This window comes from Neorhizobium sp. 05N33 (assembly GCF_056397445.1).
Window position 1 is genome coordinate 39,491 of sequence record NZ_JBFTNK010000016.1, and the last position, 22,391, is coordinate 61,881.

22 protein-coding genes are annotated in these 22,391 nt (G+C 61.2%); 5 read left to right on the plus strand and 17 right to left on the minus strand.

What is annotated here, in order from left to right:
• The first annotated feature begins 112 nt into the window (after window positions 1-112).
• The gene (gene gltA, locus AC1DLT_RS26480) at window positions 113-1,402 is read left to right on the plus strand and encodes a citrate synthase (RefSeq protein WP_038542622.1); all 1,290 of its coding nucleotides are present in this window, start codon (window positions 113-115) and stop codon (window positions 1,400-1,402) included.
• 30 nt (window positions 1,403-1,432) lie between these two features.
• On the opposite strand, the gene lpxB is transcribed toward gltA, so the two are convergent.
• The 14 genes from lpxB to AC1DLT_RS26550 all read right to left on the minus strand — a co-directional run bounded on the left by lpxB (window position 1,433) and on the right by AC1DLT_RS26550 (window position 15,678).
• Window positions 1,433-2,611, minus strand: a complete 1,179-nt coding sequence (lpxB, locus tag AC1DLT_RS26485; RefSeq protein WP_477488738.1) for a lipid-A-disaccharide synthase — start codon at window positions 2,609-2,611, stop codon at window positions 1,433-1,435.
• Window positions 2,611-3,492, minus strand: a complete 882-nt coding sequence (locus AC1DLT_RS26490) for an LpxI family protein (RefSeq protein WP_247136169.1) — start codon at window positions 3,490-3,492, stop codon at window positions 2,611-2,613. The genes lpxB and AC1DLT_RS26490 overlap by 1 nt, the downstream gene beginning before the upstream one ends.
• Window positions 3,493-3,498: 6 nt before the next feature.
• Window positions 3,499-4,314 carry an acyl-ACP--UDP-N-acetylglucosamine O-acyltransferase gene (lpxA, locus tag AC1DLT_RS26495; RefSeq protein ID WP_247136170.1) on the minus strand — a complete coding sequence of 272 codons (816 nt, stop codon included), beginning with the start codon at window positions 4,312-4,314 and terminating at the stop codon, window positions 3,499-3,501.
• The gene (gene fabZ, locus AC1DLT_RS26500) at window positions 4,311-4,778 is read right to left on the minus strand and encodes a 3-hydroxyacyl-ACP dehydratase FabZ (protein ID WP_038542613.1); all 468 of its coding nucleotides are present in this window, start codon (window positions 4,776-4,778) and stop codon (window positions 4,311-4,313) included. The genes lpxA and fabZ overlap by 4 nt, the downstream gene beginning before the upstream one ends.
• Window positions 4,771-5,838: a UDP-3-O-(3-hydroxymyristoyl)glucosamine N-acyltransferase gene (gene lpxD, locus AC1DLT_RS26505; RefSeq protein ID WP_247136171.1), complete on the minus strand. Its 1,068-nt coding sequence runs from the start codon at window positions 5,836-5,838 to the stop codon at window positions 4,771-4,773. The genes fabZ and lpxD overlap by 8 nt, the downstream gene beginning before the upstream one ends.
• 51 nt (window positions 5,839-5,889) lie before the next feature.
• Window positions 5,890-8,253 (minus strand): outer membrane protein assembly factor BamA, encoded by a 2,364-nt coding sequence (bamA, locus tag AC1DLT_RS26510; RefSeq protein WP_038542610.1) that lies wholly within the window; start codon window positions 8,251-8,253, stop codon window positions 5,890-5,892.
• A gap of 197 nt (window positions 8,254-8,450) precedes the next feature.
• Complete coding sequence (rseP, locus tag AC1DLT_RS26515) at window positions 8,451-9,572, minus strand: RIP metalloprotease RseP (protein WP_038586352.1); 1,122 nt, start codon at window positions 9,570-9,572, stop codon at window positions 8,451-8,453.
• A gap of 39 nt (window positions 9,573-9,611) precedes the next feature.
• The gene (locus AC1DLT_RS26520; RefSeq protein ID WP_477488739.1) at window positions 9,612-10,445 is read right to left on the minus strand and encodes a phosphatidate cytidylyltransferase; all 834 of its coding nucleotides are present in this window, start codon (window positions 10,443-10,445) and stop codon (window positions 9,612-9,614) included.
• Window positions 10,445-11,188 carry an isoprenyl transferase gene (locus AC1DLT_RS26525; protein ID WP_038542604.1) on the minus strand — a complete coding sequence of 248 codons (744 nt, stop codon included), beginning with the start codon at window positions 11,186-11,188 and terminating at the stop codon, window positions 10,445-10,447. The genes AC1DLT_RS26520 and AC1DLT_RS26525 overlap by 1 nt, the downstream gene beginning before the upstream one ends.
• Before the next feature lie 53 nt (window positions 11,189-11,241).
• Window positions 11,242-11,799 (minus strand): ribosome recycling factor, encoded by a 558-nt coding sequence (gene frr, locus AC1DLT_RS26530; RefSeq protein WP_038542602.1) that lies wholly within the window; start codon window positions 11,797-11,799, stop codon window positions 11,242-11,244.
• 45 nt (window positions 11,800-11,844) lie between these two features.
• Window positions 11,845-12,567, minus strand: a complete 723-nt coding sequence (pyrH, locus tag AC1DLT_RS26535) for a UMP kinase (RefSeq protein ID WP_038542600.1) — start codon at window positions 12,565-12,567, stop codon at window positions 11,845-11,847.
• A 114-nt stretch (window positions 12,568-12,681) separates the two neighbouring features.
• Window positions 12,682-13,608, minus strand: coding sequence for a translation elongation factor Ts (tsf, locus tag AC1DLT_RS26540; RefSeq protein ID WP_038542598.1), 927 nt, complete (start codon window positions 13,606-13,608; stop codon window positions 12,682-12,684).
• A 235-nt stretch (window positions 13,609-13,843) separates the two neighbouring features.
• Window positions 13,844-14,617 carry a 30S ribosomal protein S2 gene (rpsB, locus tag AC1DLT_RS26545; protein ID WP_007758342.1) on the minus strand — a complete coding sequence of 258 codons (774 nt, stop codon included), beginning with the start codon at window positions 14,615-14,617 and terminating at the stop codon, window positions 13,844-13,846.
• A gap of 215 nt (window positions 14,618-14,832) precedes the next feature.
• Window positions 14,833-15,678 (minus strand): cell envelope integrity EipB family protein, encoded by an 846-nt coding sequence (locus AC1DLT_RS26550; RefSeq protein WP_247033339.1) that lies wholly within the window; start codon window positions 15,676-15,678, stop codon window positions 14,833-14,835.
• A gap of 110 nt (window positions 15,679-15,788) precedes the next feature.
• Between AC1DLT_RS26550 and AC1DLT_RS26555 the strand changes: the two genes are divergently transcribed.
• From AC1DLT_RS26555 to AC1DLT_RS26570, 4 genes are read left to right on the plus strand one after another with little or no spacing between them, the layout of a single operon-like run.
• Window positions 15,789-16,259: a RidA family protein gene (locus tag AC1DLT_RS26555; RefSeq protein WP_477488740.1), complete on the plus strand. Its 471-nt coding sequence runs from the start codon at window positions 15,789-15,791 to the stop codon at window positions 16,257-16,259.
• Window positions 16,256-16,993 carry a glycerophosphodiester phosphodiesterase gene (locus tag AC1DLT_RS26560; protein WP_477482565.1) on the plus strand — a complete coding sequence of 246 codons (738 nt, stop codon included), beginning with the start codon at window positions 16,256-16,258 and terminating at the stop codon, window positions 16,991-16,993. Before AC1DLT_RS26555 ends, AC1DLT_RS26560 begins: the two co-directional genes overlap by 4 nt.
• A gap of 8 nt (window positions 16,994-17,001) precedes the next feature.
• Window positions 17,002-18,198, plus strand: a complete 1,197-nt coding sequence (locus tag AC1DLT_RS26565; RefSeq protein WP_247033337.1) for a GNAT family N-acetyltransferase — start codon at window positions 17,002-17,004, stop codon at window positions 18,196-18,198.
• Window positions 18,199-18,242: 44 nt separating this feature from the next.
• Window positions 18,243-18,674 carry an HIT family protein gene (locus AC1DLT_RS26570; RefSeq protein ID WP_477482567.1) on the plus strand — a complete coding sequence of 144 codons (432 nt, stop codon included), beginning with the start codon at window positions 18,243-18,245 and terminating at the stop codon, window positions 18,672-18,674.
• Between the two features lie 3 nt (window positions 18,675-18,677).
• On the opposite strand, the gene AC1DLT_RS26575 is transcribed toward AC1DLT_RS26570, so the two are convergent.
• From AC1DLT_RS26575 to clpA, 3 genes are all read right to left on the minus strand, one after another.
• Window positions 18,678-19,016 carry an AzlD domain-containing protein gene (locus tag AC1DLT_RS26575; protein ID WP_477482568.1) on the minus strand — a complete coding sequence of 113 codons (339 nt, stop codon included), beginning with the start codon at window positions 19,014-19,016 and terminating at the stop codon, window positions 18,678-18,680.
• On the minus strand, window positions 19,013-19,762 hold the full coding sequence (locus tag AC1DLT_RS26580; protein WP_477482569.1) for an AzlC family ABC transporter permease: 750 nt from the start codon (window positions 19,760-19,762) through the stop codon (window positions 19,013-19,015). Before AC1DLT_RS26580 ends, AC1DLT_RS26575 begins: the two co-directional genes overlap by 4 nt.
• Before the next feature lie 89 nt (window positions 19,763-19,851).
• Window positions 19,852-22,383: an ATP-dependent Clp protease ATP-binding subunit ClpA gene (gene clpA / locus AC1DLT_RS26585; RefSeq protein WP_038542581.1), complete on the minus strand. Its 2,532-nt coding sequence runs from the start codon at window positions 22,381-22,383 to the stop codon at window positions 19,852-19,854.
• Between the last annotated feature and the right edge of the window lie 8 nt (window positions 22,384-22,391).

Below are 22,391 nucleotides of genomic sequence, written 5' to 3' on the forward strand. Positions count from 1 at the left end.
TGCCGTCACGACAGCTTGGCATCAGCTTTAGGATCATATAGCTAAACTGGTGGACGCTTAATTCTTGTGGCGCTTTTAGGGCGCCATGCCGCCAAAAGGTTGGAGGATCAGCATGACGGAAACAAGCGCAAATCTGGTAATCGGTGACAGACAAGTCGATCTGCCGGTCAAGTCGGGGACCATCGGTCCCGATGTGGTCGATATCGGCGCTCTCTACAAGCACACCGGCACCTTCACCTACGACCCCGGCTTCACCTCGACGGCGTCTTGCGAATCCAAGATCACCTATATCGATGGCGACGCCGGCATCCTGCTGCATCGCGGTTATCCGATCGAACAGCTCGCCGAGCACGGCGACTTCCTGGAAACCTGCTACCTGCTGCTTTACGGGGAACTGCCGACCGCTGCCCAGAAGAAGGACTTCGACTATCGCGTGACCCACCACACGATGGTCCATGAGCAGATGAGCCGCTTCTTCACCGGCTTCCGCCGCGACGCCCATCCGATGGCCGTCATGTGCGGCTGTGTCGGGGCGCTGTCTGCCTTCTATCACGACTCTACCGACATCACCGATCCGCACCAGCGCATGGTCGCTTCGCTGCGCATGATCGCCAAGATGCCGACGCTTGCCGCGATGGCCTACAAATACCATATCGGCCAGCCCTTCGTTTATCCGCAGAACAACCTGGACTATGCGTCGAACTTCCTGCGCATGTGCTTTGCGGTTCCGTGCGAAGAATATGTGGTCAATCCGGTGCTGTCTCGCGCCATGGACCGCATCTTCATCCTGCATGCCGACCATGAGCAGAACGCTTCGACCTCGACGGTCCGCCTCGCCGGCTCCTCGGGCGCCAACCCGTTCGCCTGCATCGCGGCCGGCATCGCCTGCCTCTGGGGCCCGGCCCACGGCGGCGCCAACGAAGCTGCGCTCAACATGCTGACGGAAATCGGCACGGTCGACAAGATCCCGGAATATATCGCCCGCGCCAAGGACAAGAACGATCCGTTCCGCCTGATGGGCTTCGGTCACCGCGTCTACAAGAACTACGATCCGCGCGCCAAGATCATGCAGAAGACCACGCATGAAGTGCTCGGCGAACTCGGCCACAAGGACGATCCGCTGCTGCAGGTCGCGATGGAACTGGAACGCATCGCGCTCACCGACGAGTATTTCATCGAGAAGAAGCTCTACCCGAATATCGACTTCTATTCGGGCATCACGCTGAAGGCGATGGGCTTCCCCACCACCATGTTCACCGTGCTCTTCGCTCTCGCCCGCACCGTCGGCTGGATCGCCCAGTGGGCCGAAATGATCGAAGATCCGCAACAGCGCATCGGCCGCCCGCGTCAGCTCTATACCGGCGAAGCCCAGCGCGACTACATCCCGGTTTCCAAGCGTTAATCGGCAAGCCACACCCAACAAAAAACCCGGTCAGAAATGGCCGGGTTTTTTAGTGTCCATAACCTGGAGAACGATGCCGGCGGCGGCCTCACCGGGCGGCACGGGCACCTGCAGGCGCTCCCACGTAAGATCGAAACCTTCGATCATGGCGCGACGCTGCATCGTGTCGGAGGATAAGCGCTCGGCCCAGCGGCACAGGCTTGCCGGCCGCACCACCTCGTTGACGTATTCCGGCACGACGACATAGTCGGCGATCAGGTTCGGCAGGGCGCCGGACCAGGTCCTGATGCGTTTTGCGAGCATGGTGATCAGCCAGTCGGTCTTATAGGCCGAGACCAGTGGAATCCCGGCAAGACCGAGTTCCAGGATAACCGTACCCGAGGCTGCAAGCGCTGCATCGGCTTCGGCGAATGCCGCCCATTTGCCGTCCGTATCAGCGGTGATCTCCGGCTTGACCTCGAAACCGGCAACGATCTCGCGCACCAGCTTTTCCTGGCGGGCAACCGTCGGCAACACGAAGCGGGTCGGTCCGTTGCGGGCGACGAACTCGCGAGCCGCCTCGCCGAAGACCGGCAGAAGCGCCTTGATCTCCGCCGACCGGGAGCCCGGCAACAGCATGATCGTCCTCTGTTCGCCCTGCGCCTTTACTGGGCGTTCGGCACGGATACCGCGGACCTTGAGGAGCGACGGATCGGCGGTCAGGCGGTGACCGACGAATGTTGTTTCCGGTCCGCCGAGACGCTTCATGGCCTCGGGCTCGAACGGCAGCACAGCCAGGACATGATCGACATAGGCGAGCATCGCCTTGGCGCGGTATTCCTTCCATGCCCAGACGCTCGGGCAGACGTAGTCGACGATCGGCAGGTCCGGCAGAGCGGCCCGCACCTTCTTGGCGACGCGATGGGTGAAATCGGGACTGTCGATGATGATCAGCACATCCGGCTTTGCAGCCACAATGGCCGCCGCCGTCTGATTGATCCGCTTGATCAGGTTCGGCAGGCGGGCGATCACCTGGGTGATCCCCATGATCGACAGCTCCGAAAAATCGAAGAGCGGATTGAGGCCCTGCGCTTCGAGCGCCTCGCCGCCGACGCCGATGAGTTCGACCTCGCCGCCACAAGCTGCCTTCAAGGCCGCAATCAGATCGCCGCCGAGGAGATCGCCCGATACTTCGCCGGCGATGACGCCAACCTTCAAAGTCTCGACCATCACAATCCTCCTTGCGGCAGACCTGGATCGATACCGCAGACGAAAATACCGGCAGCATCGGCCGCGGCAATCATCTTCGCTTCTTCCAGCACAAGTGCGCGCCCCGCCTCCACGGCGATGCCCGCGAGCCCGGCCCGGATGACATTCTCCACGGTCGACGGGCCGATCGTCGGCAGGTCGGCGCGCATGTCCTGCTGCGGTTTGCAGAGCTTGACGAGCACGCCCTTGCGGCGGGCCGAAATACGGCCTTCGGCGCGCAATGCCGCCACCCGTTCGAGCATCCGGTCCGTGCCCTCGACGCCCTCAAGCGCCACGACACGTCCGCCGACGCTGACGGCGCCCTGGCCGATATCGAGTTCGCCGAGACGCTTGGCGGCTTCGGACGCACGATCGATGTCGCGGCGATCATCATCGGATGGCGTATGAGCACCGAGCGGTCCGGTCTTGGCGAGCAGGCCGGGGACGATGTCGTGGGCGCCCAGCACCTCGCAGCCCATCGCCTCGATGAGCTTGATGACCATCTGGAGCACTGAATCGTCACCGCCGGACAGCAGCGTGCGAACCACGGAGGGGACTTTCAGAATGGTGCGGAAGGTCGGGTGGATGTCACGCCAGTCAGGCCTTCGCGCCACGCCTCCCGACAGGATGACGCGGGTGACGCCCTTGTCGCGAAACAGGCGCTCGATTGCGGCAAGATCGCCGACGCCGACGGAAACCGCCTCGAAACCATCAAAGCTGTGATCGGATTCATTGGCGAGCGCGAGAATGAGCGGCGCTTCACCGGCCTGCTGCGCGGCTTTTGCTACATAGAGGGGTAAAAAGCCCTTCCCGGCGATGATCGCCAGCCGGCCCTTCGGCGCGAGGCTCGGGAGGCCGGCCATCGCGGGTCAGCCCTTGCCGCGGAACGTCGAGGAAATGGCGCGATCGCTATCGGCCGCGATAAAATCAAGGATTTCCATCGCTTCCTTGCAATCGGCGTAGTCGTTACGGATCGCCGCTGCGTTGGCGCGGATATTGCTCTCGCCCTCGAAGATCTGCTTGAAGGCGCGGCGGACGACATGGATGGTCGCCCGTTCAATGCCGGCGCGGGTCATGCCGACCACGTTCAGGCCACCGAGCACGCCGGGATTGCCGTTCAGCATGCCATACGGGATGACGTCGTAATTGACGGCCGTTAGCCCACCGATGAAAGCCTGGCGGCCGATGCGGGTGAACTGATGCACGGCGCAGCCGCCACCGAGGATCGCCCGATCAGCCACATGGACATGGCCCGCGAGCATGACATTGTTCGACATGATGATGTCGTTGCCGAGCTGGCAGTCATGCGCCACGTGCGAATTGGCGAGGAACAGGCAGTTGTCGCCAACGACGGTCTTGCCACCGCCGCCGACCGTGCCGCAATTCATCGTCACGCCTTCGCGCATGGTACAATTATCGCCAACCGTCAGCGTCGAATCCTCGCCAGCCTCATGAAGGCTCTGGGAGACGCCGCCGATGATCGCCATCGGGAAAATTCGGCAGTTGCGGCCGATCTCGGTACGGCCGCTTACCACAGCATGCGAAACCAGTTCGACGCCATCCTTCAGCACCACACGCGGACCGACATGCGAAAACGGGCCGACGACGACATTCTCGCCGATGACGGCACCGTCCTCGACCAAAGCTAACGGATGGATGCGTGCGCTAGCTGCAATGCTTTTCATTCTTCTTCCTTGCGCCGGATCATCGCGCCGATATCGGCTTCGGCAACAAGTACGCCGTCTACCTTCGCGTCACAATGGAATTTCCAGATATTGCCGCGCTGTTTCTGCTTGGTGACATGGAACTCGACCCGATCACCCGGCACGACCGGCTTGCGGAAGCGGGCATTGTCGATGGTCATGAAGTAGACGAGATTGCCACCCTCGCCTTCCTTCCTGGCGCAGATTGCGCCGGCGGTCTGCGCCATGCCTTCAATCAGCAGCACGCCCGGCATGATCGGCCGCTCCGGAAAATGCCCGGTGAAATGCGGCTCGTTGGCGGTGACGTTCTTGATGCCGATCGCGGAGTTATCGCCATCGATCTCGACGATCTTATCGACCAGGAGAAAAGGATAGCGGTGCGGCAGCAGCTTCATGATTTCCTGAATATCGGCCGCGCCGAGCACCGGCTTGGTCTCATCAGTCATTCTTCTTCTCTCCTCTGCGTTTCGCCCGCTCGTCCGAACGCATCAAGACTTCCGCGGTATCGCGGAGGAAATCCGGCATCGGGCGGGCGGGAATGCCGCCATAACGCGCCCCGGCAGGAATATCCCCCACCACACCGCTCATCGCGGCGATCTGCACGCCGTCTCCAATCGAGATGTGTCCATTAATACCGGATGCGCCACCGATCAATACTCCGTCGCCGATCCGCGTCGAACCGGCAATACCTGCGCCGCTCGCAATGCCGCAATGGCGGCCGATGCGGACGTTGTGGGCGATCTGAACCTGATTGTCGATCTTGGTGCCTTCGCCGATGACCGTATCATCCATGGCGCCGCGATCGACGGTCGTGTTGGCGCCGATCTCGACATTGTCCTGGATGATGACGCGGCCGATCTGAACGATTTTCAGCATGCCTCTCGGACCCGGAGCAAAACCGAAGCCATCCTGGCCGATGCGAACGCCATTATGGATGATCACGCCATTACCGATGAGAGCTGCAACGACGCTCGCACCCGCGGCGATTGTGCAATCCCGGCCGATCTTGACGTCGGCGCCGATGACGCTGCCGGCGCCGATGCGGCTGCCGGTGCCGATTTCCGCCCGCGCGCCGATCACGGCCATGGGCTCGACTTCGACGCCGGGTTCAAGCCTGGCGGTTGGATCCACGAAAGCGGCCGGCGAAATGCCGGGCGGAAACGAGGTGATCGGAGACGGTCGCATCGCGATCGGATGCAGGATAGCACCCGCCTGCGCAAACGCCGTGTGCGGGGTCTTGGTCAGCACGACCGGGATATGGGCCGGGATGATGGAACGGATCGCCGTGTCACAAATAATCGCGGAAGCCTTGCAGCTCTCCAGTTCGCGACGGCTTTTCCGGGACAGGATATAACAAATCTCGCCCTCACCGGCCCGCGCAACGGGTGCAACGGAACGGATCAACCGATCTCCGGCGCTGCCATCAAGCAATTCGGCCCCAAGAAGGGCGGCCAACTCGCGCAGGCTCACGCCATCATGGGGCGGAAAGAATTCATTGTGGTCCATAAAGCTAAAGCTCCAGAACAGATTTCCGCTCGCAATCGCGAGCGGAGATGATCAGAACTGGTTCGCCATGCTGAACCGGAATTCCTGGGTTTCGTCGAAGTCTTCCTTCATGACGGGATGCGCGTAGTCGAAGCGGATGTTGCCGAACGGCGACGCCCACATGATACCCGCACCGACCGAAGCACGCCAGTTCATGCTGGTGCCCTGCGCGGTGCTGGTGCCGAGCGGAACATCGTTGCCGTAAAGTGTACCGGCATCGGCAAAGACAGCAGCACGCAGACCGAAGTCTTCCGGAACAGCCGGCATCGGCATCGTCATTTCGGCAGAGGCCGTAAAGTAGGTCGTGCCACCGAGCGCGTCGCCGTGATCGGTCGTACGCGGACCGATACCGTCGTTCTCGAAGCCGCGAACCTGACGACCGCCGATCGTGAACTGGTCGAAGACATGCAGATTGTCGCCGGTGGAAACCACATGGCCGGCGCCGACTGCGATGGAGCCGATCAGGTCAGCTTCGGTCGACAGGAGCTGGAAGTAACGGGCACGACCGGAAATCTTGTAGAAGTCGGAGTCGCCACCGAGACCTGCATATTCATGCGTGATCGTCGCGTAGATGCCTTCGCGCGGCAGCGTCTGGCTGTCGAGCGTATTGTAGGTCAGCGTCTGCGAAATCGACGATTGAACGAACTTGCCGTTGTCGATCATCGAGATGTAAGGCGACGAAAGATTGTCGTCTACGGTGCCAGGAACGCCGTCAGCGCCGAAGGCACCGTCGTTGGAGTATTCGATTTCCTTGTAGGTGTAGCGGAACGTCGTCGCCAGATCTTCGGTGATCGGCGCCGTAACGCGCAGGGTAACGCCCTGCTCGTTGTAATCGTAATAGCTGTTCGACGAGGTCTTGCTCTTGAAGAGGTCGAAACCGGCCGCCAGACGATAACCGAGGAAGTAGGGCTCGGTGAACGAAAGATTGTAGCTGCGCGCTTCGTCAAGACCACCGCCGACTGCAACGCGGATGAACTGGCCGCGGCCGAGGAAGTTCTTTTCTTCGATCGAAGCTTCGAGCAGGAAGCCGTCGCCGCCAGCGGAGTAACCGGCACCGATACCGAACGAACCGGTGGGCTGGTCTTCGACATCGACAACGATGACGACGCGGTCGGGCGACGAGCCCTGCGAGGTCGAGATGTTGACGGAGGTGAAGTAACCGAGCGCTTCAAGGCGACGCTTGGCGCGCGAAATCATTTCCTGATTGAAGGCGTCGCCTTCACTGAAATCGAATTCGCGGCGGATGACATAGTCACGCGTGCGGGTGTTGCCACGGATTTCGATACGCTCGACGTAGGCGCGCTCGCCCTGGTCGACCAGGTAGGAAACACCGACCGTGTGGTTTTGCATATTGCGGTCGCCGCGCGGCGTGACGCGGGCGAACGGATAACCGGCCGCGGCGACGCGCTTGGAGATCGCTTCCATGGTCTTCTGGATTTCGCGGGCGTCGTAGACGTTGCCGGCACGGGTCTTAACCAGACCTTCGAGGTCCTGGCTGCTGATCCCCTGGACGGTGGATTCGACCGAGACGTTGCCGTATTCGTAACGCTGGCCTTCCTCGACCGTGAAGCTGATATTGTACTTGTTGCCCGATGCGTCGAGCACAGCTTCCGACGAGATGACGCGGAAGTCCGGATAACCGTGATTGTAATAGAACTGGCGCAACGCTTCTTCGTCGGCGCGCAGCTTGTCCTCGCTATAGACGTCCTTGCGGGTCAGGAAGGACAGCGGGCCGGATTCCTTGGTGACGATCACCGACTTCAGGCGGCCATCGCCATAAGCCTGATTGCCGACGAAATTGATGTCGGCGATCTTGGTGCGGTCGCCTTCGTTGATGACGAAGGCGAGATTGACGCGTCCCTGGCCGACGTCAGCGGTCTGGGTGGTGATCTGGACGTCGCTGCGGCCGATCGCACGATAGGCTTCGCGCAGACGCTGGATATCCGCATCGATCAGGGCCTGATTATACGGGCCGAGCGGCTGGGTCTGCACCACGGCCTGGAGCTTCTCGTCGGTGATCTTGCGGTTTCCGTTGAACACGACCTGGTTGATGAGCTGATTTTCGCTCACCGACACGACGAGCGTGCTGCCGGAAACACTGATTTTGACATCCGAGAAATAGCCGGTCGAATAGAGCTTGCGGACCGATTCATCGATGTCGTTGTTGGAGAAGTTGACACCCGGACGGATGGTCAGGTTGGAACGGACGGCCTCCTCGCCGGCGCGCTGTGCGCCGCGGACCTGAACGTTCCGGATAACCGCCGCTTCGGCAGAAAGTGCGGAAGCAAGTACCAGTACACCTGCGCCCGATGCAACAACACTAGCAGACAGCGCAAACGCCGACACTGCGTTCAAAAACTTTGAACCAGCCTTCATTTCAATTCTTACCTTTTCCCGTTGTCCCTCGGCGGGTGGTGCCCGACTCCGGCCACGTGTGTCGTTTTACCTTCTTTTGACCTACAAGCAAGGCATCGCGTTAATTTCTGTTTACTTACTTCCCTTGCGTGACCCAATGGCCACGCAACTGTTGGAAACATGGTGAATAAACGGTTTCTTTTACGATTTGAAGGACATCAGCCGATCAGATTGCTGATGTCGTTGAAGGTCGCGAAGACCATCAGGCTCAAAACCATCGCAAGCCCGATACGAAAGGCGATCTCCTGCGCTCCCGCGCCAAGCGGCCGGCCACGGATGGCCTCGATTGCGTAGAAGACGAGATGGCCGCCGTCCAGAACTGGCACAGGCATGAGGTTCAAAAGCCCAATTGAGACGGAAAGAACGGCTGCGAGCTGGACCACTGCTGCAAAGCCGAGCGACGCCATCTGCCCCGATGCCTGGGCAACCCTGACCGGCCCGCCGAGCTGGTCGGCCTTCATCCGGCCGGTCACCAGATTTCCGATATAGCGGAAGGTGCCGGTGACGATATGGCCGGTCTCGGTGACGCCTTCGGCAACGGCCTGCAGCGGCGTGAACGTCTCGATGCGGAAATTGCCGCGCTGTTCGTTGGTGACGATGCCGATCAGGCCGAGCTCGACCTTGTTGCCGAACTGGTCGGTGACCTCGGAGCGCTTCGGCACCATCGGCAGATCGAGATCCTGGCCGTTGCGCTCGACCGTCACGACGATCGGGGTCTCCGGCCTGATGCTGACATAACGCCGCACGTCGTCGAAAGTCCGGATGCGCGAACCGTCAAGCGCCACCAGCCGATCGCCGGGCTGCACGCCAGCGGCAAGGGCGGCGCTATTCGGCTGAACCTCGGCAACCACCGGATCGGCGACCACCTTGCCATAGACGCTGAAGAGGACGGCGAAAATCGCGATTGCCAGAATGAAATTGGCGATCGGGCCGGCCGCAACGGTGGCGGCCCTCTTCCAAAGCTTGGCGCCTGCGAGCGTCCTCGCCTTGTCTTCCTCGCTCATGCCCGCAAGGCCGCTCGCATCCGGCATGCTCGCGGCATCCTCGTCGCCAAAGAATTTGACGTAGCCGCCAAGCGGGATCGCCGAGATCTTCCAGCGGGTGCCGTGACTATCGGTGAAGCCTATGAGTTCCGGACCGAAGCCGACCGAGAAGGCGGTTACCCGGATGCCGCACCAGCGCCCGACGAGATAGTGTCCCATCTCGTGCACAAAGACGAGCAGGGACAAGACCAGCACGAAGGGGATGATGTAGCCGGTGAAGAAGCTGAGGATGGCCATCAAAGTTTCCGTTTCAACATTGTAGCGGCCGCCCAGTCCTCAAAAGCCGAAGAGAAAGCCTGCAACCGATATATCAAGATGGCCCGTCGTGGCCGCATAAACAAGCGTCATCAGGAACGCTGCGAAACAGGCGAAAACGAGGCCGTCGACGCGGTCCATGACGCCGCCATGCCCCGGGATGAGGTGGCTGGAATCCTTCACCCCAAACCGGCGCTTGATGAACGATTCGAACAGGTCGCCTATCTGGCTTGCCACCGAGAGCAAAAATGCGATCGCCACCGTCCAGATCGACAGCCGGGAAAACACGCCGAGCGTCAGGGCCGAGCTTGCAATCACGCCGGACACAGTGCCGCCGATCGCGCCCGACCAGGTCTTGCCGGGAGAAATCCGCGGCGCCAGTTTTGGCCCCTGCAGGGCACGACCGACAAAATAGGCGAGAATGTCGGTCGCCCAGACGACCGCGAAAATGAAAAGCGTCGCGACCAACCCCGCCTGGTCCTCGGCACGGATCGCGGCGAGCGAGATACCGCTCAAGCCTGCGTAAAAGATGCCACCCGGCAGCCACCAGCTTCCCTTGCGCAGCAGCACGAAAAGAATGGCGGTGATCATCGCGCCGCCGAGAATCGGCACCGAGAGCTCACCTTCGTCAGCGACCAGGTCAATAGCAATCAGAACGATGGAGAGCCAGCCAAAGGCGTTGGCACGAAAATCGCGCTCGGCCGCCCGCGTGATCGTCGACCACTCGTAATAGATCAGCACCGCCATGACGGCCGCCACGACGCGGAATGTCAGGCCGCCATACCAGGTGGCCGTCAGCACTACGACCGCCAGAACCAATGCGGATGCAATGCGGCGCTTCAGTTCAGCGCTCATCAACCGCCCACCGCTATCGTCTTGTCCGATAGGCCACCGAAGCGGCGGTCGCGCGAGGCATAGATCTTCAGGGCGTCGAGGAAGAGCTTCCGATCGAAATCCGGCCAGTAGTCCGGCAGGAAGACAAGTTCGGAATAGGCCGCCTGCCACAGCAGAAAGTTCGAAAGCCGTTCCTCGCCGCTAGTGCGGATGATGAGATCCGGATCGGGAATGCCGGCGGTGTCCAGCTTTGCGCTGATCTTGTCCGGGTCGATCTCGGATGCCTTGAGGATGCCGGCCTCGACGTCGCGCGCGAGCATCGCGACGGCGCGGGCGATCTCATCGCGGGCACCGTAGTTGAAGGCGATGATCAGTGTCAGCGACGTATTGAACTTTGTGGTTTCCTCGGCTTCAAGAAGAAGCGGGAGGATGTCGCTGCGCAGTTTTTCGCGCTCGCCGATCACCCGGATGCGGATGTTCTCGCGGTGCAGTTCGGCCAGATCCTGGCGGATGAAGCGCCGGAGGAGACCGAGGAGATCCCTCACCTCGGTTTCAGGCCTGCTCCAGTTTTCCGAAGAAAACGCAAAGAGCGTCAGATATTTGACGCCCGCATCGCCGGCAGCCCGTACCGTTTCGCGAACCGCTTCGACGCCCTTGCTGTGTCCGACCGTACGAGGAAGCCCGCGCTTGTTGGCCCAGCGTCCATTACCATCCATGATGATGGCAACGTGTTGAGGGATGATTGCAAGCTCGGGGTTCACCATATTCTATGCGGCTCCTTTGGCCGCCGGGAATATGGCGGCAAACCAGGCCTAAATTAGACCTGCATGATTTCCTTTTCCTTGTCGCCAAGCAAGCGGTCGACTTCGGAAATCGTATCATCCGTCATCTTCTGCACTTTTTCCGACTGCGAGCGACTTTCGTCCTGGCCGATGTCGCCGTCCTTTTCGGCCTTTTTCAGGCCGTCCATGCCATCGCGGCGAACGTGACGTACAGCAACCTTCGCCTTTTCCGCATAATCATGCGCGACCTTGACCAGCGACTTACGGCGCTCTTCATTAAGCTCGGGGAGCGGAATGCGCAGGCTCTGGCCATCGACGATCGGGTTGAGGCCGAGGTTTGATTCGCGGATCGCCCGGTCGACGGCGCCGACCATCGACTTGTCCCAGATGGACACGCCGAGCATGCGCGCTTCCGGCACGGTGATGTTGGCCACCTGGTTGAGCGGCACGCGCGAACCATAGGCTTCGACCATCACCGGATCGAGAATATTGGCCGAGGCGCGGCCGGTGCGCAGCGAGGCGATATCGCTTTTGAAGGCGTTGATCGCGCCTTCCATGCGGCGCTTGATGTCGTTGAGGTCGATTCCACTCATCCGTCTACTCCCGTATGTTGTCTGGGCGGCCCGCGACGCCGCGCCTCAATTGTCCGCTACGATGGTCTTGCGGCCGCCGCCGGTCAAGATTTGAGCGAAGCCGCCCTTCTCATGGATCGAAAAAACGATGATCGGGATGGAATTTTCGCGAGCGAGCGCCACCGCTGCCACGTCCATCACCGCCAGACCCTTTTCGAGCACTTCGCCGTGCGTCAGCGTCTCGAAGCGGGTCGCCGTCGGGTCCTTCTTGGGATCGGCCGAATAGATGCCGTCCACCTGGGTGCCCTTGAAGATCGCCTCCGCACCGATTTCGGCCGCGCGCAGGGCCGCCGCCGAATCGGTCGTGAAGAACGGATTGCCGGTGCCGCCGGCGAAGATCACCACCCTGCCCTGCGCCATATGATGCAGCGCCTGGCGCTGCGAAAAGCTCTCGCAGATCTCCGGCATCGAGATCGCCGACAGAACCACGGTATCGACGTTCAGCTTGCGCAGCGAGGTGGCGAGCGCCAGCGCGTTGATCACGGTGCCGAGCATCCCCATATGGTCGCCGGTCACCCGGTCGCCACCCTTGGAAGCGACCGCGACGCCGCGAAAGATATTACCGCCGCCGACGACCACGCCGACATCGACGCCCATGGCGCGCGCTTCGGCGATATCGGAGGCGACTCGATCGGCAACTGCGACATCGATGCCGAAACCCTGGCTGCCCATCAGAGCTTCACCGGAGGCCTTGAGCAAGACACGCTTGTAGAGGGGCTGAGGCGACATGGAGGCTCCTTGAAATCGAAATGCATGCGGAGGGTCAAACGGCTTGCGGATACACGAAGGGCACCGGCTTGTCACCGGTGCCCTTGCGCTTTCGACAGCTTTAGCTAACGAATATCAGCCTTTGGCGACTGCCGCGACTTCAGCGGCAAAATCCGTTTCTTCCTTTTCGACGCCTTCGCCGAGCAGAAGACGGGCCATGCCGACGACTTCGATCGAAGCGCCGGCGAGCTTTTCAGCGTCCTTGACGGCCTGGCCGACGGTCACTTCCGGGTTGACGACGAAGGCCTGCGACAGAAGGGCAACTTCTTCGAAGAACTTGCGCATGCGGCCGTCGACCATCTTTTCGATGATGGCTTCCGGCTTGCCGGAAGCGCGCGACTGCTCGATGAAGACGTTGCGCTCGCGCTCAGCCACAGCCGCATCGACCTCTTCGGCGCGGATGGCGAGCGGGTTGGTGGCAGCAATGTGCATGGCGACCTGACGGCCGATCGAGCTCAGGACTTCCTTGTCGCCGACCGACTTCAGGGCGACCAGAACGCCGAGCTTGCCGATGCCGTCGCCGGCAGCGTTATGGACATAGGTCGCAACGACGCCGTGCTCGACCTGCAGCAGGGCGGCGCGACGCAGCGTCATGTTCTCGCCGATCGTGGCGATCGCGTCCTTGATGGTGTCGGCAACCGGCTTGCCGGAAGCCGGATAGGTGGCAGCCGAGATTGCTTCGACGGAACCGTCGGTCGTCAGGGCGACGCTTGCAACGCCGCGGACGAGGTCCTGGAAGGCATCGTTGCGGGCAACGAAGTCGGTTTCCGAGTTGAGCTCGATGACGACAGCCTTGTGGCCGGCGCTGGCGATGCCGATCAGGCCTTCAGCCGCGGTGCGGCCGGACTTCTTGTCGGCCTTGGAAATGCCCTTGGCACGCAGCCAGTCGATCGCCGCTTCGATGTCGCCGTTCGTTTCGGTCAGCGCCTTCTTGCAGTCCATCATGCCTGCGCCAGATTTTTCGCGCAGTTCCTTTACCAGTGCAGCGGTGATTTCAGCCATTGTTTTGCCTCTTGTCGGTTCAAGTGCTTCTCGCCGGAAAAACGTCGGCGGACTCAAAAGTTTTGGGACGAATGTACCCGGAAGTGTGACAGCGTGATGAAGACATCACGAAAGCGATCGCCTCGACGACCAAGCGGTGGCGGCTCGCCTTGAAACGACCAAGGCCAGGGATCGGTATCTCTGGCCTCGATCGAATTTCAGAAAGGAGGAGCGGCCGGGCCGCTCCATCCGAGCTTTAAGCTTCTGCTTCTGCTTCGCCTTCGAGCGCCGGCTCGATCGGAGCTTCTGCAGAGGCACCGATGTCGCGGCCCGAAGCGCCCTGCTGGCGAGCGATGCCGTCGATGGCAGCGCGAGCGATCAGGTCGGTGTAGAGAGCGATGGCGCGCGAGGCGTCGTCATTGCCCGGGATCGGGTAGTCGATGAGGTCCGGATCGCAGTTCGAATCGATGATGGCAACGACCGGGATGCCCAGGCGCTTGGCTTCGTCGATAGCGATCTTTTCCTTGTTGGTGTCGATGATGAACATCAGGTCCGGAGTGCCGCCCATGTCGCGGATACCGCCGAGAGCCTTGTCCAGCTTTTCGCGTTCGCGCTCAAGGTTCAGGCGTTCCTTCTTGGAATAGCCGGACTGTTCCGAATTCAGGATCTCGTCGAGCTTGCGCAGGCGCTGGATCGAGTTCGAAATGGTCTTCCAGTTGGTCATCATGCCGCCGAGCCAGCGGGAGTTGACGTAATACTGGGCCGAACGCTTGGCCGAGTCGGCAATCAGTTCAGACGCCTGGCGCTTGGTGCCGACGAACAGAACGCGGCCGCCGCGGGCGACGGTGTCCGACACGACCTGAAGGGCGCGCGACAGCATCGGGACGGTCTGGGCCAGGTCGATGATGTGGATGTTGTTACGGTCGCCGAAGATGTACGGCTTCATCTTCGGGTTCCAGCGGTGAGTCTGGTGGCCGAAGTGAACGCCTGCTTCGAGAAGCTGGCGCATAGAGAAATCGGGCAATGCCATGCCTTGTTATCCTTTTCCGGTTGAACCTCCGCAAGGCGAACAGCACCCTCTTCGAGAATGCCACCGGGCGGAACAGTCCGGATTTCTCCCGGACAATCCCATGCCTTACGTGTGGAATGCGGCTGGCCATACATTCGATTTACCGCAAAAGCAAGTGCTTTTGCCGGAAATTGCCTCAGCGGGCCAGCCAGTGACCGGCAATTGACAGAGGACGGCTATTTCGCCGGCGCGGGGCATGGATCCTGCGGCTTCAGGAGCTCCAGCTTGACCAGGCTGCCGGACAGCACGAAGTCGCCGTAATCCATGGTGAGATCGCGGGTGATGCCGTTTTCGTAGAGTTTGAACGACATATTGTAGACGGGGGTGGGATCGCCGGCGGCATTTTCGTTGAAATAGGCGATCGTCACCGGCCAATAGGCCGTCTTTGCGAACTCGCCCGCCTTGTCGGCATCCACATCGTCCTTCTGCACCGTCTGCGACTTGCCGATCACCGTCGTCGTCAGGAGCGCCTGGTCGCCGTTTTCCGAACCGTCGAAGACCCGCGCCTCGAAGAAGTTCTTACCCTGCTTGGCATTCGCGATGACGTCCAGCATATGGCTGGTCGGGAAATCGCTCGCCGGCAGGTCGATCTCGCGGCCGTCGGGCTGGGTAATTGCCACCTTGACGCCCTTGTCGGCGATCGACGCATCGCCGGTCAGCTGCTTGTCGAGCTGCTCGTCGGTGAAGGACTTGGTCTCGAAATGGAACTGGTTTGCGGCCATGTCCTCGAAGGTCGTAGTCTGCTGGTCGCTAAGGCGCGTCTCCTCGCCCGTGTCGATCTTGGTGACCAGCCGGAAATTGGTGGAAAAACCGGTGCAGGCCGAGCCGGTGAACTCATAGACCATGCGGCCGAACATGCCTTCGATGCCCGAACGTTCAGAGGCATTCTTGAGCTTCAGGTCGTAAATGGCGCGATGCGGGACGAGCAGCCGGGCGGCACCGTCGGTCGTCGCGTCCGCGGAGGTGGCAGCCGCAAGGCTCAGACCGCCGGCAAGGATCACCCCGAGGCTCATTCGCAACATTCACATTCTCCTGTTGGACTCAGTCGGGGATGTTATAAGAACGCCATCTGACCAAGCTAAGGCCTTGATGCAGGATTTTTGAAGAATTTACAACAAAACGGGAGTCGAAAATGACCGAAGCCATCGAAGGCCGCCTGAAGGAACTGGGGATCGAACTCCCCGTCGCGGCCGCACCCGCCGCCAATTACGTGCCCTACGTGATTACCGGCAACCTGCTGTTCATCTCCGGCCAGCTGCCGAATGAAAACGGCAAGGTGGCCGTCACCGGCCTTGTCGGCGCGGGTGTCGACGTGCCGGCAGCGAGCCGTGCTGCAGAACTCTGCGCCATCAATATCCTCGCCCAGGCGAAGGCGGCATTGGGCGGCGATCTCCGCCGGATCAAGCGGGTGGTCAAGCTTTCGAGCTTTGTCGCCTCGGCGCCCGGCTTCTTCGAACAGCATATCGTCACCAACGGCGCATCGAACCTGATCGCCAACGTTCTCGGCGACGCGGGCAAGCATGCGCGGGCTGCCGTCGGCATGGCGGCGCTGCCGTTCAACGCCTCCGTCGAAATCGAAGCCATTATCGAGATCGAAGCATGACCGACGCCACCTGGATCAAGGACCTTCCGGTAGCCCATCGCGGTTATCACGATGTGAACCACCAGGTCTGGGAAAACACCCTGTCGGCGTTTTCCCGCGCTGTCGAGGCCGGCTTTGCGATCGAATGCGACGTGCAGCTTGCCGCCGACAGCGTGCCGGTGATCTTCCACGATCACGATCTCGAACGGCTCTGCGGCATCAAGGGCGATATCCGTGAAAAGACCTCAGCCGAACTCGGCATGCTTTCGGTCGGGGCGACCAAGGACAAGGTGCCGACGCTGAAGCAGATGCTTGCCCTCGTCGCCGGCAAGGTGCCTCTGGTGATCGAGGTCAAGGGACGCGAAGGCGACGGCGACGACGACGGGTTCGCCGAGGCGGTGCTCGAGGTCCTCGAAGGTTATCAGGGCAAGGTGGCGCTGATGAGCTTCGACTACCACATCCTGCGCGACCTAAAAAATGCCGGTTCGCCCTACCCGCTCGGCCTCACCGCCATGGGCGACAAGCCGGAGGAATTCTTCGAGCACGACGAGGCCATGCAGCTCGGCCTCGACTTCATTTCCTACCATTACCCCCACCTGCCGAACACGTTCATCACAGCCCAGAGGGCGACCGGAATTCCGGTCATTACCTGGACCGTAAGGGATGCAAACGGCCGCGAACATACCTATAAATATGCTGACCAGATGACCTTCGAAGGTTTTGATCCGCGGGAGGTTTCCTCCCCCTCCGTGTAAAGCAGAGTATGACCGGCAATCTCACCATCCGCATCGAAAAATCCTTCTGCGCGATCAGCCCGGCAAGCTGGTCGCGCCTTTCGGGCACTTCCAAGTCCTCCTCTTCGGAAACGCCCTACAATCCGTTCCTGTCGCACGCCTTTCTCTCGGCGCTGGAGGAATCGGGCTCCGCTACCGCCAAGACCGGCTGGCTCGGCCATCATCTTCTCCTCGAAGACGACAAGGGCACGCTGATCGGCGCGGTTCCTGGTTATCTGAAAAGCCATAGCCAGGGCGAATACGTCTTCGACCACGGCTGGGCCGACGCGTTTGAGCGCGCCGGCGGGCGTTATTATCCGAAACTGCAGTGCACCGTGCCGTTCACGCCGGCGAGCGGGCCGCGCCTGCTCGTCTGCGAAGGTTACGACCGGGCTTCGACCGAACTGACGCTGGCGGCCGGTCTCCAGGAGGTGACACGCCAGCTCGGCATCTCTTCCGCACATGTGACCTTCGTCGCGGAAGACCAGGTCGCTGCTTTCGAAGAGGCCGACTACCTGCACCGCACCGACAAGCAGTTCCATTTCATCAACGAAGGTTACGAGAACCACGACGCCTTCCTCGAAACGCTCGCCTCGCGCAAACGCAAGGCGCTGAAGAAGGAACGGCGCTCGGCCCTGGAAAACGGTATTTCGATCGACTGGCTGACCGGCAAGGACCTCACCGAGGACATCTGGGACCAGTTCTTCGAATTCTACATGGACACCGGCGGTCGCAAATGGGGCCGGCCTTACCTGACGCGAAAATTCTATTCGCTGATCGGCGAGCGTATGCCCGAGGACGTCCTGCTGGTGATGGCCAAACGCGAGGGAAAATACGTCGCCGGCGCGATCAATTTCATCGGCGGGGACGCGCTTTACGGCCGCCACTGGGGTTGTGTCGAGGACCATCCCTTCCTGCATTTCGAGGTCTGTTACCACCAGGCGATCGATTTCGCGCTCGCTAAGGGCCTGAAGCGCGTCGAAGCGGGCGCGCAAGGGGAACACAAGCTGGCGCGCGGTTACCTGCCTGTCACCACGCATTCGATGCACTATATCGCCCATGCGGGGCTGAGGCGCGCGATCGCCGACTATCTGGAACACGAGCGCGAAGACGTGGAGCAGATGACGGAATATCTCGCCGAGCACAGCCCGTTCCGCAAGGGCGAACGCCAGCAGGAACAGGATTAGGGCCCGGAAAGATCGGGCCGGCAAAACTAGGAGAGGACATCGCGATGAGCGGACAGGCTTACGACAGCAACAACATCTTCGGAAAAATCCTGCGCGGCGAGATCCCGTGCCATAGGGTCTATGAGGATGCCGATACGCTCGCTTTCATGGATGTCATGCCGCAGTCGCCCGGTCACCTGCTGGTGCTCCCGAAAGCCCCGTCGCGCAATATTCTCGATGCCGATCCTGCCGTGCTTTCGAAGGTCATCCCGGTGGTGCAGAAGCTCGCCAGAGCTGCCAGGCAAGCCTTCGAGGCGGACGGCATCACGGTCATCCAGTTCAACGAACCGGCAGCCGGCCAGACTGTGTACCATCTACATTTCCACGTCGTCCCGCGCTACGAGGGACAGCCGTTGAAACCCCATTCGGGCCAGATGGAGAATAACGACGTACTTGCGGCGAATGCCGAGAAGATCATTGGCAAATTGGGCAATTAAGCTTCAGAAACCAACCCACCAGAGACCGGCGACAAGCAGCGCCATCGGCACCGCAACGCCGATCCAGACCTTGCGGCCGGTCGCCAGGAAGATGGCGAAACCGATGCCGGCCGACCCCAGCCGCAGCCAGAGCGGCGAACCGGCGAGCGTGCCGTTCGGGAAAACGATCAGTTTTGCGGTGACGGCCATGACCAGCGCAGTCGCCACCGCCCTCACCCAATAAAGCGCTTCGGAGTCTTCGTTCAGCCGGTTGCCGGTAAAAACCCCGAGCCACCGCCAGATATCGGTCGCCAGGAAACCGGCGATCGCAATGACGATAAAGGTCCAGTATTCGGCAATCATCGCCTGGTCTCCTGCCCGGCACGCTTTCTGTTGCGGCGTGCCCTGTCGATCAGATAGGCGGCAGTGCCGCCGCCAAGGCCAGCGCACAGCACGTCGAATTGCGGGGTCACCAGCGCCAGCGTCGGGCCGAGGATCACCCCCATGACGAAAGCTATCTGCACCACCGGCTGGCGCGCGCTCGCCCAGATGGAGGCGTTGAAATAGACGGGCGTCAGGAAGAAGAGTACGCCCGCGACGGCCGGCGGAAAGGCCGAAACGATATCGTAGAAGACCGCAACGACCAGTGTGCCGGTCAACGTCAGCGTCACGCCGAAACCGGCGAAATAGATCGCCCGGTGCTCGCGCGGCACGTTGCGAAGCGTGGTGATCGCGAAGACCCAGGACGTGATGGCGATGAAATGCGACAGGATCAGCAGCAGCCAGATCGGCGTGCGCCTTGTTCGCATCTCCGGGACGACCGAGGCGACCATCGGCGTCATGCGGATCGAGGAGAGCGTCACCGCGAGAAAGCAGGCGGCAATATTGGCGCCGCTCGCCATTGTCCCGATCAGGATGACCTGCGCCGGCAGCGCCCAGATCGCCAGCGACATGAACACCGCCTCGCCACGCGTCAGGCCCGATTCCAGCGCAAAGGCGCTGAAGCCGACGATCGAGGTTAGAAGAATGAGGGCCGGAAGCGAAAGCAGGCCCCGCATGCCGGTAAAAAACCAGGATAGGGCGCTGCGATCGTCACTGTCTGGAGACATAAGTATTCCGGCGGGTATGGGAAACGGTCAGTCATGAAAACAGCGATGCCGGGACAAGCCCGGCATCGCCAAAATTCCATCCGAAGGAGTTATTTGCTCTTCGGCACGCGCGGCACCGTGGTGCCCTTGCGGGGCGGCGTCTTGGGCGCGTCATCCGAAGCGATCACGTCCGCATCGACCATGGCGCGAGCCCTGGCCGGGCCGCCGTCCTTGTCCTTCTGCGCCGACTTCTTCGGCGCCTTGGCCTTGACGACCTTGGTTTCGGCTTCCTCGGCGGCCTCTTCCACCTCGGCCTCCGGCTTCGGTTTCACAGGGGTCGCCTCGGAGATCGAGTCGAGGATGAGCTTGTCCTTGCCATCCTCGCCCTTGCCTACCGTGACGCGGACCACACCACCCTTACGCAGCTTGCCGAACAGGATCTCGTTGGCGAGCGGCTTCTTGATGTATTCCTGGATGACGCGAGAGAGCGGGCGGGCACCCATCTTCTCGTCGTAACCCTTTTCCGCCAGCCAGGCGATTGCATCCTGATGCAGGTCGAAGGTGACGTTGCGTTCCGAGAGCTGCGTCTCGAGCTGCATGACGAACTTCTGAACGACCTGATGGATGACCTCGGTCGGCAGCGGTGCGAACTGGATGATCGCATCGAGGCGGTTGCGGAATTCCGGCGTGAACAGGCGGTTGATCGCCTCTTCGTCCTCGCCGGTGCGCTTGGACGAACCGAAGCCGATGGCGGCCTTGGCCATTTCCGACGCGCCCGCGTTGGTCGTCATGATCAGGATGACGTTGCGGAAATCGATCTTCTTGCCGTTGTGGTCGGTCAATGAACCATGGTCCATGACCTGCAGCAGGATATTGTAGATATCCGGATGCGCCTTCTCGATTTCGTCGAGCAGGACCACTGAGTGCGGATGCTGGTCGACGCCATCGGTCAGGAGACCGCCCTGGTCGAAGCCGACATAACCGGGAGGTGCGCCGAGCAGCCGCGAGACCGTGTGGCGCTCCATATATTCCGACATGTCGAACCGCAGCATCTCGACGCCGAGCGAGGCGGCAAGCTGTTTGGCGACCTCCGTCTTGCCGACGCCAGTCGGGCCGGAAAAGACGTAGGAGCCAATCGGCTTGTTCGGCTCGCGCAGGCCCGCACGGGCAAGCTTGATCGCGGTCGACAGGGCTTCGATCGCCGCATCCTGGCCATAGACAACCGAACGCAGCTCTTTTTCGAGGTTGGCGAGAACCATCTCGTCATCCTTGGAGACGGTCTTTGCCGGGATCCGCGCCATCGTGGCGATCGTCACCTCGATTTCCTTCTCGGTGATCAGCTTGCGGCGCTTGGAAGCGGGCAAGAGCATCTGGGCCGCGCCGGTCTCGTCGATCACGTCGATCGCCTTGTCCGGAAGCTTGCGGTCGGAAATGTAGCGCGCCGAAAGCTCGACAGCCGCCTTGATCGCGTCGTTGGTGTAACGCAGCTTGTGGTATTCCTCGAAATAGGGCTTCAGGCCCTTCATGATTTCGATCGCATCGTCGATCGACGGTTCATTGACGTCGATCTTCTGGAAGCGGCGAACCAGAGCCCGGTCCTTTTCGAAGAACTGGCGGTATTCCTTATAGGTGGTCGAACCGATGCAGCGGATCGCGCCCGAAGACAGCGCCGGCTTCAACAGGTTCGAGGCATCCATCGCGCCGCCGGAAGTGGCACCGGCGCCGATGACGGTGTGGATCTCGTCGATGAACAGGACCGCGCCCGGATACTCTTCAAGTTCCTTGACGACCTGCTTTAGCCGTTCTTCGAAGTCGCCGCGATAACGGGTGCCGGCGAGCAGCGTACCCATGTCAAGCGAGAAGATGGTGGCGTCGGCGAGAGCCTCCGGCACCTTGCCTTCGATGATCCGCTTGGCGAGGCCTTCGGCGATCGCCGTCTTGCCGACGCCCGGATCACCCACGTAGAGCGGGTTGTTCTTGGAACGGCGGCACAGGACCTGGATCGTCCGGTTGACTTCGGCATGGCGGCCGATCAGCGGATCGATGCGGCCGTCGCGGGCCTTTTCGTTCAGATTGACGCAATAGGCCTTGAGGGCATCCTGCGGTTTCTTGGCCGAACCTTCCTCCTGATCGCGGGCGGAGGGCTTGGCTTCCGACTCGCTGTCCTCGGCGCCGCGCGGCGTGCGGGTCTGGGAGGTGCCAGCACGCTTGCCGATGCCGTGAGAAATATAGTTGACCGCGTCATAGCGGGTCATTTCCTGCTCCTGCAGGAAGAAGGCCGCATGGCTTTCCCGTTCCGCGAAGATCGCGACGAGAACGTTGGCGCCGGTCACTTCCTCACGGCCGGAGGACTGGACGTGGATGACGGCGCGCTGGATGACGCGCTGGAAGCCGGAGGTCGGCTTGGAATCCTCGTCATAACCGGTAATCAGGTTGGCAAGTTCATTATCGACATAGTCGGCGACGGTCTTGCGCAGGGTTTCCAAATTGACGTTACAAGCGCCCATGACCGCGGCTGCATCGGCATCGTCGATCAACGCCAAAAGCAGGTGCTCGAGCGTGGCATATTCGTGATGCCGCTCGTTGGCAAAGGTCAGTGCCTGATGCAGCGCCTTTTCTAGACTAGGCGAAAATGTTGGCACGTCGGGTT

Bases quoted from the DNA above. Each gene is read 5' to 3' on its own strand.
- gltA (WP_038542622.1), top strand. From the start codon at position 113: ATGACGGAAACAAGCGCAAATCTGGTAATCGGTGACAGACAAGTCGAT.
- lpxB (WP_477488738.1), bottom strand. From the start codon at position 2,611: ATGGTCGAGACTTTGAAGGTTGGCGTCATCGCCGGCGAAGTATCGGGC.
- AC1DLT_RS26490 (WP_247136169.1), bottom strand. From the start codon at position 3,492: ATGGCCGGCCTCCCGAGCCTCGCGCCGAAGGGCCGGCTGGCGATCATC.
- lpxA (WP_247136170.1), bottom strand. From the start codon at position 4,314: ATGAAAAGCATTGCAGCTAGCGCACGCATCCATCCGTTAGCTTTGGTC.
- fabZ (WP_038542613.1), bottom strand. From the start codon at position 4,778: ATGACTGATGAGACCAAGCCGGTGCTCGGCGCGGCCGATATTCAGGAA.
- lpxD (WP_247136171.1), bottom strand. From the start codon at position 5,838: ATGGACCACAATGAATTCTTTCCGCCCCATGATGGCGTGAGCCTGCGC.
- bamA (WP_038542610.1), bottom strand. From the start codon at position 8,253: ATGAAGGCTGGTTCAAAGTTTTTGAACGCAGTGTCGGCGTTTGCGCTG.
- rseP (WP_038586352.1), bottom strand. From the start codon at position 9,572: ATGGCCATCCTCAGCTTCTTCACCGGCTACATCATCCCCTTCGTGCTG.
- AC1DLT_RS26520 (WP_477488739.1), bottom strand. From the start codon at position 10,445: ATGAGCGCTGAACTGAAGCGCCGCATTGCATCCGCATTGGTTCTGGCG.
- AC1DLT_RS26525 (WP_038542604.1), bottom strand. From the start codon at position 11,188: ATGGTGAACCCCGAGCTTGCAATCATCCCTCAACACGTTGCCATCATC.
- frr (WP_038542602.1), bottom strand. From the start codon at position 11,799: ATGAGTGGAATCGACCTCAACGACATCAAGCGCCGCATGGAAGGCGCG.
- pyrH (WP_038542600.1), bottom strand. From the start codon at position 12,567: ATGTCGCCTCAGCCCCTCTACAAGCGTGTCTTGCTCAAGGCCTCCGGT.
- tsf (WP_038542598.1), bottom strand. From the start codon at position 13,608: ATGGCTGAAATCACCGCTGCACTGGTAAAGGAACTGCGCGAAAAATCT.
- rpsB (WP_007758342.1), bottom strand. From the start codon at position 14,617: ATGGCATTGCCCGATTTCTCTATGCGCCAGCTTCTCGAAGCAGGCGTT.
- AC1DLT_RS26550 (WP_247033339.1), bottom strand. From the start codon at position 15,678: ATGTTGCGAATGAGCCTCGGGGTGATCCTTGCCGGCGGTCTGAGCCTT.
- AC1DLT_RS26555 (WP_477488740.1), top strand. From the start codon at position 15,789: ATGACCGAAGCCATCGAAGGCCGCCTGAAGGAACTGGGGATCGAACTC.
- AC1DLT_RS26560 (WP_477482565.1), top strand. From the start codon at position 16,256: ATGACCGACGCCACCTGGATCAAGGACCTTCCGGTAGCCCATCGCGGT.
- AC1DLT_RS26565 (WP_247033337.1), top strand. From the start codon at position 17,002: ATGACCGGCAATCTCACCATCCGCATCGAAAAATCCTTCTGCGCGATC.
- AC1DLT_RS26570 (WP_477482567.1), top strand. From the start codon at position 18,243: ATGAGCGGACAGGCTTACGACAGCAACAACATCTTCGGAAAAATCCTG.
- AC1DLT_RS26575 (WP_477482568.1), bottom strand. From the start codon at position 19,016: ATGATTGCCGAATACTGGACCTTTATCGTCATTGCGATCGCCGGTTTC.
- AC1DLT_RS26580 (WP_477482569.1), bottom strand. From the start codon at position 19,762: ATGTCTCCAGACAGTGACGATCGCAGCGCCCTATCCTGGTTTTTTACC.